The 15,926-nt window shown below is 63.7% G+C and carries 13 protein-coding genes; 8 read left to right on the plus strand and 5 right to left on the minus strand.

The annotated features are described in order from the left end of the window. The first annotated feature begins 67 nt into the window (after positions 1-67). The 3 genes from P8T11_RS03690 to P8T11_RS03700 all read left to right on the plus strand — a co-directional run bounded on the left by P8T11_RS03690 (position 68) and on the right by P8T11_RS03700 (position 2,321). Positions 68-1,786 carry a SulP family inorganic anion transporter gene (locus P8T11_RS03690; protein WP_268078226.1) on the plus strand — a complete coding sequence of 573 codons (1,719 nt, stop codon included), beginning with the start codon at positions 68-70 and terminating at the stop codon, positions 1,784-1,786. Between the two features lie 84 nt (positions 1,787-1,870). Then, on the plus strand, positions 1,871-2,095 hold the full coding sequence (locus tag P8T11_RS03695; protein ID WP_268078225.1) for a hypothetical protein: 225 nt from the start codon (positions 1,871-1,873) through the stop codon (positions 2,093-2,095). 1 nt (position 2,096) lies between these two features. After that, a complete protein-coding gene (locus P8T11_RS03700) occupies positions 2,097-2,321 on the plus strand; it encodes a carotenoid oxygenase family protein (protein WP_268078224.1) in 225 nt (74 codons plus the stop codon). Between the two features lies 1 nt (position 2,322). Here the strand turns inward: P8T11_RS03700 and P8T11_RS03705 are convergent, their stop codons facing one another. After that, positions 2,323-3,192, minus strand: coding sequence for a LysR family transcriptional regulator (locus P8T11_RS03705; RefSeq protein WP_268078223.1), 870 nt, complete (start codon positions 3,190-3,192; stop codon positions 2,323-2,325). 109 nt (positions 3,193-3,301) lie between these two features. Between P8T11_RS03705 and P8T11_RS03710 the strand changes: the two genes are divergently transcribed. After that, complete coding sequence (locus tag P8T11_RS03710) at positions 3,302-4,288, plus strand: zinc-dependent alcohol dehydrogenase family protein (protein ID WP_268078222.1); 987 nt, start codon at positions 3,302-3,304, stop codon at positions 4,286-4,288. Between the two features lies 1 nt (position 4,289). Here the strand turns inward: P8T11_RS03710 and P8T11_RS03715 are convergent, their stop codons facing one another. After that, positions 4,290-5,171: a PhzF family phenazine biosynthesis protein gene (locus P8T11_RS03715; RefSeq protein ID WP_268078220.1), complete on the minus strand. Its 882-nt coding sequence runs from the start codon at positions 5,169-5,171 to the stop codon at positions 4,290-4,292. A gap of 340 nt (positions 5,172-5,511) precedes the next feature. Between P8T11_RS03715 and P8T11_RS03720 the strand changes: the two genes are divergently transcribed. Further along, a complete protein-coding gene (locus P8T11_RS03720) occupies positions 5,512-11,607 on the plus strand; it encodes an autotransporter outer membrane beta-barrel domain-containing protein (RefSeq protein WP_268078219.1) in 6,096 nt (2,031 codons plus the stop codon). Between the two features lie 86 nt (positions 11,608-11,693). Here the strand turns inward: P8T11_RS03720 and P8T11_RS03725 are convergent, their stop codons facing one another. Both P8T11_RS03725 and P8T11_RS03730 read right to left on the minus strand, forming a co-directional pair. Beyond that, on the minus strand, positions 11,694-12,245 hold the full coding sequence (locus P8T11_RS03725) for a cytochrome b (protein ID WP_268082457.1): 552 nt from the start codon (positions 12,243-12,245) through the stop codon (positions 11,694-11,696). Positions 12,246-12,587: 342 nt separating this feature from the next. Beyond that, positions 12,588-13,520, minus strand: a complete 933-nt coding sequence (locus P8T11_RS03730) for an AraC family transcriptional regulator (RefSeq protein ID WP_268078217.1) — start codon at positions 13,518-13,520, stop codon at positions 12,588-12,590. Positions 13,521-13,677: 157 nt separating this feature from the next. On the opposite strand from P8T11_RS03730, the gene P8T11_RS03735 reads away from it, so the two are divergent. The 3 genes from P8T11_RS03735 to P8T11_RS03745 are packed head-to-tail and all read left to right on the plus strand — an operon-like array spanning position 13,678 to position 15,497. Beyond that, on the plus strand, positions 13,678-14,661 hold the full coding sequence (locus P8T11_RS03735) for a saccharopine dehydrogenase family protein (RefSeq protein ID WP_268078216.1): 984 nt from the start codon (positions 13,678-13,680) through the stop codon (positions 14,659-14,661). 11 nt (positions 14,662-14,672) lie between these two features. Continuing rightward, complete coding sequence (locus P8T11_RS03740) at positions 14,673-14,999, plus strand: nuclear transport factor 2 family protein (protein WP_268078215.1); 327 nt, start codon at positions 14,673-14,675, stop codon at positions 14,997-14,999. 24 nt (positions 15,000-15,023) lie between these two features. Further along, a complete protein-coding gene (locus P8T11_RS03745; protein WP_268078214.1) occupies positions 15,024-15,497 on the plus strand; it encodes a nuclear transport factor 2 family protein in 474 nt (157 codons plus the stop codon). 11 nt (positions 15,498-15,508) lie between these two features. On the opposite strand, the gene P8T11_RS03750 is transcribed toward P8T11_RS03745, so the two are convergent. After that, positions 15,509-15,907: a winged helix-turn-helix transcriptional regulator gene (locus P8T11_RS03750; RefSeq protein WP_268078213.1), complete on the minus strand. Its 399-nt coding sequence runs from the start codon at positions 15,905-15,907 to the stop codon at positions 15,509-15,511. Positions 15,908-15,926 lie beyond the last annotated feature (19 nt).

The following is a 15,926-nucleotide window of genomic DNA, read 5'->3' on the forward strand; positions in this document are numbered from 1 at the left end:
CCGTTGGATTTCAACGCTGTCAACGCATCTCATACCAACCCCCAGCTTGCTACCGCCAAGGTGTTTCATGCCTTATCCGCCGCCTACGGCCACGCCCGTCGACCTGCCCGCCCAGCACTGGCTGCGCTGGCTGCCGGGGCTGGCGGTGTTGAGATCCTATGAAGCGGCTTGGCTCCCGAAGGACCTGGCCGCCGGCCTGGCGTTGGCGGCGATGCTGGTGCCCGTGGGCATTGCCTATGCCGAGGCGTCGGGCGTGCCTGGGGTCTACGGCTTGTACGCCACCATCGTGCCGTTGTTGGCCTATGCCATATTCGGCCCCAGCCGAATCCTGGTGCTGGGGCCGGACTCCGCGCTGGCCGCGCCGATTCTGGCGGTGGTGCTCAGCGTGTCCCTCGGCGACCCCATGCGCGCGGTGGCCGTGGCCAGCCTGATGGCGATCGTCGCTGGCTTGTTCTGCATTGTGCTGGGCTTGCTGCGGCTGGGCTTCATCACCGAGCTGCTGTCCAAGCCCATCCGCTATGGCTACATGAACGGCATTGCATTGACGGTGCTGGTCAGCCAGTTGCCCAAAATATTCGCCATTCCGATCGACGGCGGCGGTCCGTTGCAGGAGCTGTGGCTGTTGGCGCGGGCGGTGATCGCTGGCCACACCAACTGGTATGCCTTCGCCGTGGGCGTGGCGACCTTGGCGGTGATCTTGCTGCTAAAGCGCTTTGACCGCGTACCCGGCATTCTGATTGCGGTGATTCTGGCGACCGTGGCGGTCAGCGTTTTGCGGCTGGATGCACAGGGTGTCAGCGTGCTGGGCGAGATCCCGCAGGGGCTGCCGACCTTCACCTTTCCGTGGCTGAGCAATGCGGATTGGGCCACGATCGTGCTGGGGGGCTGCGCCGTGGCGATGATCGCGTTCGCGGATACCAGCGTGCTGTCACGCACCTATGCCGCGCGCACGCACACGCGCGTGGATCCGAACCAGGAAATGGTGGGCTTGGGCATGGCCAACCTGGCGGCGGGATTCTTCCAGGGCTTTCCCATCAGCAGCAGCGCATCGCGCACGCCCGTGGCCGAGGCGGCCGGTGCGCGCACCCAGCTTACCGGCGTCGTCGGCGCCGTTGCCGTGGCCGTCCTGCTGTTGCTGGCGCCGAACCTGCTGCGCTATTTGCCCAGCAGCGCGCTGGCCGCCGTCGTCATCGTCGCCGCCATGGGCCTGTTTGAATTCAAGGACCTGCGGCGCATCTACCGCATCCAGCAATGGGAGTTCTGGCTATCCATGCTGTGCTTTGCCGCCGTGGCCGCGTTTGGCGCCATTCCCGGCATCGGCCTGGCCGTGGTCATCGCCGTCATCGAATTCCTGTGGGACGGCTGGCGTCCGCATTTTGCCGTGCTTGGCCGTGTGCCTAACCTGCGCGGTTACCACGACCTGAAGCGCTACCCCCATGCCGCCCTGATCGACGGCCTGGTGCTGTTCCGCTGGGACGCGCCCCTGTTCTTCGCCAACGCCGAGCTGTTTCAGCAACGGCTGATGCAAGCCGTCGACGCATCGCCCTCGCCGGTACGAAGGGTGGTGGTGGCCGCCGAACCCGTTACCAGCGTCGACGTGACGTCGGCCGACATGCTGCGCGAACTTAGCCAGCATCTGGCCAAGCAGGGGGCCGCGCTGCATTTTGCCGAGATGAAGGACCCGGTGCGCGACAAGCTCAAGCGCTTTGAATTGGCGGAAGTTTTCAGTGACGCGCACTTTCATCCCACGGTGGAGAGTGCGGTGGATGAGTATCTGAAACCGTGAAACGCAAGGCTAGGCTGCCTTGCCGTGGCAACTTGCTTCATCTGGCAAGTTGCGGTTTGCCAAAACTCTCGTGAGGTACTTGTCATGTCGCTTCGCCATACTCGTCGTTCGTTCAACCGCCTGACCGTCTACGGCGCGGCGCTTATCGGTAGCCATGCGCTGTGGCCCCAGGCGCGGGCCGAAGAGAAGGCGGATGTGCCCTGGATCTATGACAACCCCCATCTCAGCGGCAACTTCGTTCCGGTGGAGCGGCGCGCCGGCCGAGCAGTCTTCGGTAGCTTCGCGCATCCGGCGCCACCCGCGCCATGATTTGGGTAACCAGATTGTGGGTGCGGCGGCATTCGTGCCGAAGCCTGGCGGTGGGACGACGGAGGACGACGGCTACCTGGCGGCCTTCACTTACGATCCGGTGCGCCAGGGCAGCAACCTGGTGTTGCTGGATGCAAGCCGGATTGATGAGGCCCCCGTCGCCGTCATCGAGATGCCCCAGCGTGTGCCGCAGGGACTGCACGGCAACTGGATTTCCCGCGCTTGAATCACGGCTTTGCCAGTGCTTCAACCGTGACGTCCAGCAGCGCGCGCAGCCGCGCTACGCGGCGTAAATCACGGTGATAGCCAATCCACACATCGCGGCCTGGCGGCGCTTCGCCCAAGTCGATACGCTGTATGCCTGGCGTGGCATCGCCAAGCGGGCACGGTAGCACCGCAAAGCCGGAGCCTTCCGCGCACATGCGTGCCTGCACGCCACGGTTGTTGCTGCCGAACACGACCTTGGCCCTGGGCAGCATCCGCTTGATCCACTCAACGTCGGGTAGCCCACCGAAGGCGCGGTCCATGCTGATCAGGGTGCAGCCTTCTCCGTCCTCGCGTGATGGGCGCTCCAGATCGGCGTGCCCATACAAGGCATAGTCGATGTGCATCAGCTTGCGCTGGATCACGTCGGGTTCGTCGAACGGCGTAATGCGAAACAGCAGATCCGCTTCGTGCCGCGCCAGGTTGTAAAGGCGTGAATCCGTGAGCAGCTCCAATGAGATTCCCGGGTGCTTTGCCAGAAAGCGCGCGAACACCGGCGTCAGCACGTGGATGCCGAACCAGTCCGAGGAAGAGACGCGCAGCAGCCCGCTCAGTTGGGACTCTTTTCCGGCCAGTGCGCGAGTGAAGCCCAGCGCTTCTTCTTCCATTCGCTCGGCATAGGCCAGCACGGCCGCGCCGTCATCGGTCAGGACGAAGCCATCGCTGGTGCGCTGAAACAGCGTGTGCCCCAGCGCTTCCTCAAGCGCACGCAATCTGCGTCCCATGGTCGGTTGGGTCTGGCCCACGAGCTTCGCCGCACCGCCCAGCGTGCCACAGCGGGCAATAGCCAGAAAGACGCGGACGTCGCTCCACTCCAGATGCATGTCATTCATTTTTGTTTGATAGATGTGCAATAACTTTGATTTACATGCGTTATAGCATGATCAATGATGCAGGCATGGACCTGTTCATTCGACGGGCCAGACCCAAAAGGAGTTGATCATGACCATGCAGGCGCTTGTTCTCAACAGCTACAACGGTCCGCTTGAACTGACCGAAATCTCCATGCCGCAGCCGGGCCACGGCCAAGTACGCGTACGCATCGCCGCAAGCGGCCTTAACCCGCTGGACACCAAGATTCGTGCCGGCAGCGCCGCGCACGCGAAGCATCCGCTGCCCTTGGTGCTGGGCATCGACATGGCCGGCGTGGTCGATGCCGTCGGGCCCGGCGTAGCCGCTTTCCACGTCGGCGACGAAGTCTACGGCATGACGGGCGGGGTCGGCGGCATCCAGGGGTCGCTTGCCCAGTATGCGGTGGTGGATGCCGACCTGCTGGCCATCAAGCCGGCGAACCTTTCGATGCGTGAAGCGGCGGCGTTGCCCCTGGCGTTTATCACGTCTTATTCGGGCATCGTCGACCGCGCGCGCCTGCAGGCCGGTCAAACCGTGTTGGTGCAAGGCGGCGCGGGCGGTGTCGGCCATGTGTCGGTGCAACTGGCGCGCGCGTTGGGCGCCCAGGTCTTTGCCACGGCTGGTTTACGTGATCACGATCTTGTGGCGCGCCTGGGCGCAACGCCTATCGACTACCAGTCGCAGCCGGTAGAAGCTTATGTGGCTTCGTTGACGCAGGGCGCTGGCTTCGACCTTGTCGTTGACACTGTTGGCGGCCCATCGCTGGATGCCGCGTTTGTCGCGGTTAAACACTTTGGGCATGTCGTCAGCGCGTTGGGATGGGGCACGCATGCGTTGGCGCCCCTGTCGTTTCGCGAGGCCACTTACTCGGGCATCTTTACCCTGTATCCGCTTCTCAGCGGCCAGCACCGCGCCCACCATGGTGCCATGCTGCGCGAGGCCACACGGCTGGTGGAAGCCGGCAAGCTCACGCCGAATCTTGATCCCCGCCGGTTCGACTTGCGGTCAGCGGAAGCGGCCTACGACGCGATCACCGACGCAAGCGCGCGCGGAAAAATCGTCGTGGATGTGGCATGACCTAAACCGCGATGCTTCCGTCCACGCACGTGACCGACTGACCGCCGATGCGGATGACGTCTACACCGTCGAATGACACCGCGATGTTTCCTGCCCGGCCCACCGCGGCACCCTGGGCGCTGAGAAAGCGATTGCCATAGGTCTGGATCTGCCCGGCATCCCGGATAAACGCGGCGACGGAACCGTTGCCGCTGCCGCACACCGGGTCTTCGTTGACGCCTAGGCTTGGCGCAAAGGCGCGCACTTCAATCGCGGTGAGAGACCCCTTGTCATGCGGCCCAAAGACCACGACCCCGGTCGCTGCATTGCGCTTGTCAAACGCGGCCATGCGCGCGAAGTCGGGACGCAACGCCAACACCGAGGCCGCGCTGTCCAGTTGCGCGATCGTCCAGACCGGCCCCACATCGATGAACTTGGGAGCGGGATCGCGCCGCACCGGCGTACTCAAAATCGCTTCCAGCTCGACGATCTGTTCGCCGGTCAGCGCCACCAGCTTGGGTTGCGGCAGGGTTATTGCGATCACCGGGCTGGCCGCGTCCGATTCTGTAACGGTCAGTGGGATCAAGCCCGCCGCGCACTCTTGGATAAGCGCGCCGTCTTTCGGGGCGATTTTCCCGACTTCCAGCAGCGCGTGCGCGGTGCCAAGCGTGGGGTGCCCCGCGAAGGGAAGCTCGGAATGGGGCGTGAAGATGCGGACGCGGTAATCGGCACTGTCTTGTGTGGCCGGCAGTACGAACGTTGTTTCCGAGAGGTTCGTCCAGTTGGCAATGCGTTGCATCTGCTCGTCGCTGAGATTTTCCGCCTCAAGGACGACCGCCACCGGGTTGCCCTGGTAGGGAACGTTGGTGAACACATCAACTTGTTTGAATGGAACCGAGGGCATGGGTGTCTCCCTTGAAGGGCCGATTACGAAAAAATCATCATAGATGTCGACGGGCTGACGCGCATGGACTGTCGTTGTGGTTTTTTGACAAACCTGACACCGATTCGTCGACTGAAAAATACGTTTCGTCGAAGCAGTAAAGCTCGCCTCCGTCCTGCGTGCTAAAAATCCCCGAGATCAGAATTAATCAGAAAACTAATGCGGCCTGTTGTTACGGGCTTGCTGCAAGGGGTTGAAGATGAAGAAGGCGACCGCAAAGCGGACTTTGCGCGCAGGGGCCGCTCTGTGCCCTGGTTTTGAACCGCGTCGGTCGCTGCCGCGCCCCGCGAACTGGCTAGGGATGTTCTCGGTCACTGCGATCGGCCTGATCCTGGCGCAGCCTGCCGTCGCGGCCTTGAGTTGCCCGGCGGTCGATACCAACCCTTCCAATTCCACCACCTGCACCATTTCGTCCAGCCAGGGCGGGTCAGGGGCACAGGTAAACGTCACCAATACCGCCAACGCCGGCACCGGCGACAACATCGGCGACTACGGTGGCAACTACACGGTAATCAACAATGGCGCAGTGCTACAGCCCAGCGCCCCACAGGGCGGCATCTTCGTACGCCTGACCGGGGGCATGGGGTCCAGCGACACCAGTAACAACGCAACGAACGGCGGTAACGGCGGCACCATCACCATCAACAACAACGGCGGGACAATCACGGTGCAGAACGCGCCGACCGCCAGCGGGCAAGGCAGCGGACCCGGCATCTGGGCGGATTCGGGATCGCAGTTCGGCATCTATGGCGCCTCGGTCGGCGGTATTGGCGCCAACGCCAGCGATACGGTGATTGGTGGGGGCAACGGCGGCCAGGGCGGCGATGGGTCAGCCGTGACGGTTACGAATAGCGGCAACATCAGCGTGTCGAACCTGCCGTATGGCGGCGTGGGTATCTACGGCGCCAGCATCGGCGTCGTGGGCGGGAACCAGGACAGTGCGGCGACGGGCGATCAGAACGGCGGCAATGGCGGTGGCAGCAATATCGTCAATATCAACAACAGCGCGACCGTTTCCGTCACCGGCACCGCCGGGCGCTACGCCTGGGGCATCGGCGCTGAATCCATCGCTGGCGATGGGGGGCATGACAATGGCAGCGGCTCCAGCGCCGGAGCGACCAATTACTCGAATCCAACCCTTATCACCAACACCGGCAACGTATCGGTGAACGTCAACGGCTCGGCCCTGGGCAGCGTACGCGGCCTGTATATCCTGAGCCAGGGCGGCAACGGCATGACGTCCTCGGACGGCAGCGACAACGGCGGCACCGGTGGCCAATTCGGCGCGATGAGCGTCGTCAACAGCGGGCAGGTCTCCGTGTCCAGCACGTCGATGGTAGCGCCCACCAGCCTGACGAAGGCGTCTGGCGGGATCGTCGTCATCGGGCTTGGGGGCAATGGGGGCATGGGCCCGCAGACGATCACCAACACCAGCGGCGAGATCGGCGGATACGGTGGCGGCAACGGCAACACCACGACCGCCGTCACGCTGAACAGCGGGTCGTCGGTCACGACCTCCGGCGACTACCTGCCCGGCGTCAATGTGATCACGCTGGGCGGTAACGGCGGCGCTGGCCGCGAAGACAGCAACGGTGCGGTCGGCGGCAACGGCGGCACGGTCAACATTGCCATGAGCGGCAATGCCAGCATCCAGACCAATGGCGTGCAGTCGCACGGCATCTCGGCAATCAGCCAGGGCGGCGCGGGCGGCGGGGTCGAGACCAGCAGCGGCATCATCGACTTCACCCCCGAGAACGCCGGCAGCGGTGGCGCGGGCGAGGCAGTCACGGTAACAACCACCGGCGGCTCCATCCAGACCAGAAACGATGACTCCATCGGCATTCTTGGCCAGTCCCTGGGCGGCGTCGGTGGCGTCACCACCGGCAACTTCGAATTGTTCGGCAACGCCGGCGCGGATGCGGGTATCGGCGGGGCCAGCGGCTCGGTCACGATCAACAGCCAATCGTCGATCTCGACCACCGGCCAGTCTTCGCACGGTATTTCAGCCCAGGCCATTGGCGGCGGTGGCGGAACAGCGGGCGTCAGCAGCGGCATCATCGCCTTGGGCGGCGCGGGCGGCACGGCGGTGTCTGGCGGCACGGTCAATATCAACCAGTCCGGCGGGCTGAGCACCAGCGGCACGGGATCAATCGGGATGTTGGGCCAGTCCATCGGCGGTGGCGGCGGGGACGGCGGCGCGGCAAACGGTGTGGCCGTCATTGGTGGCCAGGGCGGAGGCGGCGGTAACGGCGGCTCGTCCACCGTCGGCATGAACGGCTACACATTGAATACCAGCGGCGACCATTCCTACGGCATCGTGTCGCAGTCCATCGGTGGCGGCGGCGGGACCGGCGGCGCGGCGTCTTCCTACGACGCCGGCGTGGGGTTTGCCATCGCCGTCGCGGTGGGTGGCACCGGCGGCAGCGGTGGCGCGGGCGGTACCGCCGTGGGCAATGTTTCCAACGCAAGCCTGACGACAGGGTCGTCGGGCACCACCAATGGCGACGCGCACGGCGTGGTTGTGCAATCCATCGGCGGCGGTGGCGGAGCAGGTGGCGCCTCCGTCGCGAAGGCCTTGGCGATTGCCGTTCCGGACGAGGACGCGTCCTTTGGCGTCGCGGTGACGTTTGCGATGGGCGGTTCCGGCGCAACGGGCGGCGCAGGCGGCACGGCGTCGTCGGCCATCAACAACTCGATTCTGACCACCTACGGCGCCAACTCGCAGGGCGTGCTGGTGCAATCCATCGGCGGCGGCGGTGGCCTGGGCGGCAGCGCCTCGGCGCTGTCGACGGTGGTTGGCACCGGAGATTCCGTGGGCGGCACCGTTCAGTCGTCAGTGGGTGGCAGCGGCGGGCCGGGCAGCTATGGTGGCACTGCCACGCTTAGCCTGGCGGGCAGCACCATCACCACGTGGGGAGACTCCGCGAACGCCCTGGTGCTGCAAAGCATCGGCGGCGGCGGCGGGTCGGGCGGCGTGGGCTCCGCCACCGGCCGTAGCCCCAATGTGGATGCCAACGTATCCATCACGGCGAACGTAGGCGGCATCGGCGGCGCCGGCGGGCAGGGCGGCACGGCTTCGCTGACCGTCGACCCCTCCAGCACGGTCGTCACCCACGGCGACGGCGCGCGCGCGGTGCTGGTTCAGTCCATCGGCGGTGGCGGCGGTTCGTCGCAAGGCGGCCAGGTCGGGCTTGCCGTCAGTAGCGAAAGCGAAGACGGCTCGACCGACGTCCGGGGCACCGTGTCGGTCGGCCGTGGCGGTACCGGTGGTGGCTACGGCGGCACCATCAATCTGAACAGCGACGGCAGTGTCACCACCCATGGCGCGGATGCAGACGGCTTGCTGGTGCAGAGCATTGGCGGCTCGGGCGGCCTGGGCGGCGCGGTGGGCGGCACCAGCGAGAACAGCGCATCGGACTCGCTGGGCGATTCCGGCACAACGTACCAGTTCAACGTCTCGGTTGGCGGCAATGGTGGCGCCGGCGGCAATGGCGGCGCAATCGGAACCTCTTCCACGGCCGCCAGCCTTGGCGCTTCCACAAATACCTTCGGCGACTACGCGGACGCCGCGGTACTGCAATCCATTGGCGGTGGCGGCGGCGCGGGCGGGGCATCGACCGCGTCATCCAGCATTTCTTCATCCAACGTGTCGATTTCGGTGGGCGGTTCCGGCGGGTCCGGCGGCGCGGGCGGCAGCATCAATGCCTTCCTGAATGGCAACGGCACCAACAGCTTCAACACGTCTGGCTATGGCGCCATGGGCATCGTCATGCAGTCCATTGGCGGCGGCGGCGGAATGGGCGCCACCGGATCGCCGCTGGCCAAGGGCTCGCTGCGTGTTGGGGCAACGGGTGGCAGCGGTGGAGCGGGCGGCAATGTGACGGTAACCGGCGGCAGCTATGCCTCCATCCAGACCAACGGCGACAGCGCCCACGGACTGGTCTTGCAGTCCATTGGCGGGGGCGGCGGTATTGCAATGGCCGGCAACACGACATCCGCCGCAAGCCCGGGCAGCCAGCAATTCAACCTGCACGCGGGCAGCGCCGGCGTGGGCGGCACGGGCGGCCCGATCAATGCGTCCGTCGGCCTGAACCTGAACACCTATGGCGATCGGGCGATTGGCGTCATAGCGCAATCAATCGGCGGCGGCGGGGGCATCGTTTCGTCCGGCACCGCAACCGGCGTGGGCACGACGGTCTTGGGCGGGGGCAATTCCAATGGCGGTTCGGTGAACCTGGACCTGCAATACACCCTGAACACGCATGGCGCGGGCGCGCACGGCATCGTGGCGCAGTCCATCGCCGACGGCGGCGGCATCCTGGGCGACACGACAAAGCTGATCACCACGAACGCGGCCGGGTTTCTGCCTAGCACGTTCAACTCCAGCAGCGCCGGCAGCGTATCGGTTTCCTTTAGCGGAAACCTGTCGACCGTGGGCGCCAATTCCTACGGCATCATCGCGCAGTCCATCGGCGGTGGCGGCGGCCTGGCCGGCGGCCCGCAGGGCGGCTTTGCGGGGTCGGTAAGCAGCAGCGCGGGCTACGCAAGCAGCGTCACCGTCAACCAAAGCGGAACGCTTAGCGCAAAGGGTTCGGATTCCACGGGCATCATGGCGCAAAGCCAGGGCGGACAAAGCGAACAGAGCGTCACGGTCAACATCAACGGCAGCGTGGTGGGCGGCACCAACAGCGGCAAGGGCGTGTGGATACTGGACGGCCGCAACAACGTCGTCAATGTCAACGCAGGCGGCTCACTGAGCGCGCTGTCGAACACGGCGTTGACGTTCAACGGCGATTCCACAACGGCGGCGGGTTCCTTTCTTACCCTGAACAACTACGGCACCGTCAGCGGTAACGTCTTTTGCGGCAACAGCGATTCCACCAGTGCCTGCAACTACTACGTGCAACCAGGCGGCGTTGCCAACGCGGCCGTTGCCTACCAGGCCAACGTCGTCAACGCCGGCCTTATCGTGATCGGCTCGCCAGGCCAATTCCAGACCCTGACCGTAAGCGGCAATTTCCGGCAGGCCGATAGCGGTGTCCTGCGCGCCGACGTGGATTTCGACAAGATGCGCGCGTCACGGATGGTGGTGCAAGGCAATGGCGACCTGAACGGCAAAGTCGACGTGCTTGCCGCCGCGCTGCTGCCCGACCGCGAGCTGACAGTGCTGACGGTGCAGGGCGATTCCCAAGGCAGCGCGGACGCCATGGACAGCCCCGTCTTCGATTACACAACGCGCCAGGTCGGCCAGGACACCCGCATTCGCGTGTCTGCCGCCGACCTCAATGCGCCGGCCATGCAACTGAAATCAAACCAGGGGCAGGTGGCGAATCACCTACAGCGCATCTGGGACGCCGGCGGCAATTCTGCCCTGGCGCCGCTGTTCGGCCAGTTGGACCAGGCTTCGCGCCTGGGGGCAGGCGCCTATCAAGACAGCGTGGCCAACCTGTCGCCGGGCGTCACGGCCGCGCCCGCCGTGCAGTCGGCCGCAAACCTTGGGCAATTTACCGGCGCAATGATGTCGTGCCCCACGTTCACCGGCGTCGACGCATTTACCGGCGAGCAGAATTGCTTCTGGGGCCAGGTCACGGGCCGCACTACCGACCAGGACGGCAGCAAGGGCACGACGGGTTTCAGCTACGACACGGTGACCTACCAGTTTGGTGGCCAGCGTGAAGTCAGCCCGGGCTGGTTCGTGGGCGGCTCGGCTGCCTATGAAAACAGCAAGGTGCGCGCCACCAACGGCAACGTGCGCGGCGATGGCGACAGCGGCTATATCGGCGCGGTGGTCAAGCGCGAGGAAGGGCAGTGGGTATTCTCGGCGGCAGTCGGCGGCGGCTACGGCGGCTATCGCATGGATCGCAACATCGACATCGCGGGATACCAAGACACCCTGACCAGCCATCCCGACGTCTACGGCTTCAACGCGCGCCTGCGCGCCGCCCGCACGTTTGCTTACGACAATATGTATGTGAAGCCCTACCTAGATGTCGACGCCAGCTACACCCGCATGCCGGGATACCAGGAGTCGGGATCAAACCCGCTGGCCTTGTCAGTGGACGGCAGCGACCAGTTCATCATGGGCCTGTCACCCATGATCGAATTCGGCGGACGCGCCGAGCTGCCAGACGGTGCCGTACTGCGGCCGTTCCTGTACGCGGGTGTGTCGTTTCTGTCGAAGAATGATTGGACGTCCAGCGCACGCTTACGCGGCGCGCCCGCCGGGACGGGGTCGTTTGATACGACGCTGCCTATTGATGATGTGGTGGGCAAGGTGGGGGCGGGGCTGCATGTGATGCGAGCAGGGGGCGTGGATTTTCGGCTGCAGTACGACGGGCAGTTTTCCGAGCACGTGCGCAGCCATAGCGGGACGTTGAAGGTGATGGTGCCGTTTTGAGGGTGGGCGGCTGTTGGGGTAGGGTGTCAGACTAGGATAGGGCGTGGAGTCTGACACCATTGTTCCAGGATTGCCCCCAACGAACGTCAGCGCCGTCCAGGCAGCATGCGAACGAGCGTATTGTCCCGAAGAATATAGTGGTGCAACAGCGCCGCGGCGGCATGCAGGCCGACGAGGAAGTAGCCCACCGTGGCCAAGGTTTCGTGCAGTTCCTTCACCTGGCCCGCCAAGGCCTTGTCGGCGCCCACCAAGGGAGGAACGCTCAGGCCAAACAGCGGAATCGGCTTTCCTGCGGCGCTGAGCGTCAGCCATCCCAGAATGGGGGTGGCGATCATGAAGGCATACAGCGCGTAATGCATTAATCGTGCGAGAACGTCTTGCCATTTTGGCATCGGCGGACGGACAGCAGGCGCCGCACCTGCGCCTAGTCGGATGATTATCCGCAGGACCACCAGCCCAATCACACACAGCCCGAGCGAGAAATGCAGGGCCTTGATGTTGTTGTACAAATCGCTGCCTTTCGTGGCCAGCCCGCGTAATTCCATACAGGCGTAGACCAACGCCAGGACCACGAGCATGAGCCAGTGAATTGCTATCACAAGGCTGCCGTACTGCTTTTCTGAGTTCTTGATTGTCATGGTTTTCCAATTTTTTTCCATGGTCCCGCCAGGGACGACGGGCATTGGTGCCCGGCCGGTTCTAAGAATATTGCGTCCACGCACCCCGCGATTTGCCGGGGATCAACATGGGTCACGGACTGTGTTCATGGTCCTCTGGGTCGTCCAGCGGTGGCTGAAAAGCGGTCATGGTCAATGCTCCAGGTCTTGGAATTTCGCCTTGCGGCATTCGGGCTTGAAGCATAAGGACCGCAACCTGAACCAATGATGAACAGCGCGGGCCTCTCTACCTTGCGCGTCGGCTCCTCGGCCGATATCCGAATCGATGTCGGCGTGTCGGACCGCCCGTCGACTTCGATTAGGTCAGACTGCAATTTCGCCGCGAGTTCGCGGTCTGACACCATTTGGCTGCTCGCCCCGAATGGTTTTCGTGGCCTTTGCAAGGTCCTGGGACGGCGGCAATCCGAACAAGCGGGAATACTCCCGACTGAACTGGTTCGGGCTTTCGTAGCCGACGCCAAACGCAACCGACGTTGCGTTGCCTTGGCCTGAAAAAAGTAGTGACCGCGCGTGTAGCAGCCTGATGCGCTTCTGATACTGCAACGGGCTCAATGCCGTCACGGTCTTGAAATGGCGATGGAAGGCCGACACGCTCAGCGCCGCCATATCGGCCAAGGCCTCGACCCGTATCGGTTCGGCAAAGTGGCTGCGTATCCAGTGAATAGCCACGCCAACACGCGAAAGCGCTGTGTCTGGCGTGGCGATGTCTCGCAGCATCCAGCCAAGCGGCCCTTGCAGCACCCGAAACAGAATCTCGCGTTCATAGCCGGGGGCAAGAACCGCGATCTCGTTCGGCCGCTCCATCAACCTAAGCATTCGGATCCACGCGTCAAGAAGTTCGCTATTCACGGGCGCAACCGAGAACCCGGAATCAAATAGCTTGCTGCATACCTCTACCGGCAGGTCGCGGATAAGCGATGCCAGGATTGCGGGGTCCAGCGTCAAGCTCACGGCCAGATACGGCGCCCCGTTCGCGTCGGGGTGGATAGCGCCAACGGCGGGCAGGTCCACCGACATCACAAAGTAGGTGGCCGGGTCATAGCGGAAGGTTCTGTCGCCAACCGTCATCGTCTTCGACCCGGTCAGAATCAGGTTGATCATCGGGTCGTAGACGGCGGCCAGCAGGTGCTCGGGAATTTCACCCTGGACCATGGCGACACGCGGAATGCCGGTTTCCGTGGGCCGGTTCTCTGCCCGGCTAGCCAGCGCCCTTAGTTCTTGCAATTGCTTTTCCATGGGCCGACGCTAACAGAGGCCAACCCGCCCTTCAAGGAAAAAGCAGAAATAGGCAATGTTCGGGCAGGATCCGGTGAGTGGGGAGTGGGGTCGAAACGTATTCTGATTTCATTAGGCAATCGCCTGAAATCTGTCTACAAGGAACGGCACCACTGATATGAAAACGCTCATGATTTATGGCGCGACGGGCTACACCGGCCGCATGGCGGCGGAACACGCCCGGGCGGCGGGTACACCGCTAATTCTGGCCGGTCGCAGCAAGGCAAAACTGGAAACGCTGGCCGCGCAACTCGGCGTGGAGTATCGCGTGTTTGCGCTGGACGACACTACCGTCATCGACCATGCGCTGCGAGATGTCGGCGTGCTCTTGAACTGCGCCGGCCCGTTTGCCTGCACCGCCGATGTGCTGATGCGGGCGGCCATCCGCAATGGCGTCCATTATCTCGACGTAGCTGCGGAACTTGACGGCTACCGCCTGGCCGAGCAGCTCGATACCGAGGCCAAGACGGCCGGGGTCATGCTTCTGCCAGGCAGCGGCGGCAGCGTCGCCATGCTTGGCTGCCTGGTCGCGCATGCCGTGGCACGGGCAAGCCATCCCGCACACATCAGCGTGGCTATGAGCGTATCGGGCGGCCTGTCGCGCGGCTCGGCCATCAGCGCCATGGGCAGCGTCACCACTGAAACCCTGGCCCGCGTCGACGGCAAGCTGGCGTCCGTGCCCGCTGGGTCCACCCGCAAGCTCGACTTCGGCAAAGGCGCCGTGGATTGCTTTCAGGTGACGCTGCCTGACCTCATCACCCTGTGGCGGTCGACGAACGTGCCCAACATTGAAACGTTCGTCCACGTGTCGAGCGGCGGATTTCCCCAAGGCGATCTTTCAGCACTACCCGACGGACCAAACGAAGAAGAACGATTGGCCAACCGGTATCAAGCGGTTGTGGAGGTTACCCAGTCCAACGGCGAAAACATTCGGTCGGTGCTCGATACCGTGAACGGCTACACGTTCACCGCCACCGCAGCCGCCGAGGCCGGCAGGCGCGTGCTAGGCGGAGAAGTCCGCCCGGGTTTTCAGACGCCGGCAGCGCTGTTCGGCAAGGGCTTTGCCGAAACCATCGCCGATACCACCATCGTCCAGAGCTAAGAAGCCTACACATGAAAGCCCCTACGGAATCATTCCTTCGCTGCACCAACGCCTTCGACGTCGACGGCGCGCTGCGCCTCTTCACGCCCGACGCCATCATTGACGACGTATCGGTTGGTGACGCCTTTATCGGCGCCAAGGGCATACGCCGGTATCTGGAGCAATTCTTCGTCGGCTACAAAACCGCCAGCAGGCTGTTGTCGATCCAGCAGTTGGACGACCGCACTACCGTCGCCCGCGTCGATTTCACAGGCGACTTCGGCCATGAGATCGGCGTCCTTAAATTCGCAGTCAACGCCGATGGTTTGATTGAACGCATCGACGCCGATCTTGAATAACCCTCTTGGAATAACAACGACTCTATGACGACTTCCCCCACGCTTTCCAACGCAACCGCCGACAAGCTTGCGATCATCGACGCCCTGCATCGTTTCACCGCCGGCATCGACCTTCGCGACCAGCACCTTCTTGCCTCATCCCTGGCTGAAAACGCCATCTCGGACTTCGGCCCCGCCGCCGCCAAGGCCGGCTTCGATTTTCCCGTTATCCAGGGCAGGGAACACATCGTCTCAGCGCTTGCCGGGGCGCTTGCGAAGCTGGAAACCACGCATTCGGTGAGCAATCAACGCATTACGATCGACGGCGATCACGCGCGCATGGACGCACTGGTGGAAGCCCAGCATGTTTCCCAGAGCGACCCCACCCGCCACTATTTGATGAAGAACCGCTACGACGTTGAACTGGCTAAAGAGGGGGAGGGCTGGGTGATCACGAAGAACACGGTTTACAACGTGTGGCGCACGGGGGATTCGGCGGTGTTGTTGGGTGCTGTGTAGGGGGGCGTCGCTTAGAGCCCCGCATTGCCCGGCTGTCCAGAAGCGTGATCCCGCGAGAACTCCCTTAACGCCATCAGCACCGGCATCAAGCCCATGCCTGCCTGGGTCAGCCGGTATTCAACGCGCGGCGGCTGCACGTTGAAGTCCTCACGCTTCACCAGCCCATCGGCTTCCAATTCCCGCAAGTGCTGCGTCAACATCTTCTGCGAAATATCGGGGATGTCGCGTAGCAACTGCGAACTGCGCAGCGACGGATCGGCGAACAGACGGAACAGAATCGGCAGCTTCCATCGCCCGCTAATCATGCGCAGCACGCGGGAAACATGGGCTACCGATCCATCCGCACCCAGGCAGGTGTCTCGCTGTTCTTCGTCCATAGGCACCTTTAAGTGCGTAATTGCCTGACTCATTCAACTGTCCTTAAATGTG

The sequence above is a fragment of the Achromobacter spanius genome (assembly GCF_029637605.1).
Taxonomy (GTDB): Bacteria; Pseudomonadota; Gammaproteobacteria; order Burkholderiales; family Burkholderiaceae_B; genus Achromobacter; species Achromobacter spanius_E.